Origin of the sequence: Buchnera aphidicola (Pemphigus obesinymphae) (assembly GCF_026122815.1) — a bacterium.
Classification (GTDB): domain Bacteria; phylum Pseudomonadota; class Gammaproteobacteria; order Enterobacterales; family Enterobacteriaceae; genus Buchnera_C; species Buchnera_C aphidicola_BJ.
Genome location: NZ_JAIWQW010000083.1, coordinates 1 through 482, shown reverse-complemented (window position 1 = coordinate 482; position 482 = coordinate 1). Strand labels below are relative to the sequence as shown.

1 pseudogene is annotated in these 482 nt (G+C 26.8%); it reads left to right on the top strand.

Annotated features, from left to right (window positions below):
• Positions 1-482: pseudogene (gene dnaE, locus LDP10_RS03200) on the top strand (DNA polymerase III subunit alpha); the annotation flags it as partial.

Here is a 482-nt window from a genome sequence, read left to right as displayed (position 1 = left end):
GAAGGTGTTACTAGAAATGTTAGTAAACATGCTGGAGGAGTAGTTATTTCTTCTACTAAAATTACTGATTTTTCACCATTATATTGTGACGAATATGGCAAAAATCAAGTTACTCAATTTGATAAAAATGATGTGGAATATGTAGGATTAGTGAAATTTGATTTTCTTGGATTGCGTACTTTAACTGTTATTAATTTAGCGTTAAAAATGATTAATAAAAATCGAGTAAAAAAAAATAAAAGCAAAATTGATATTTCTTTAATTCCTTTAGATGATATTAAAACTTTTAAAAAATTACAGGAGTCTGAAACAACTGGTGTATTTCAATTAGAATCTTTAGGCATGAAAGATTTGATTAAAAGATTAAAACCAGATTCTTTCGAGGATATAATTGCTTTAGTTGCTTTATTTCGTCCAGGTCCGTTACAATCTGGAATGGTTGATAATTTTATTAACAGAAAACATGGAAAAGAAAGTATTTA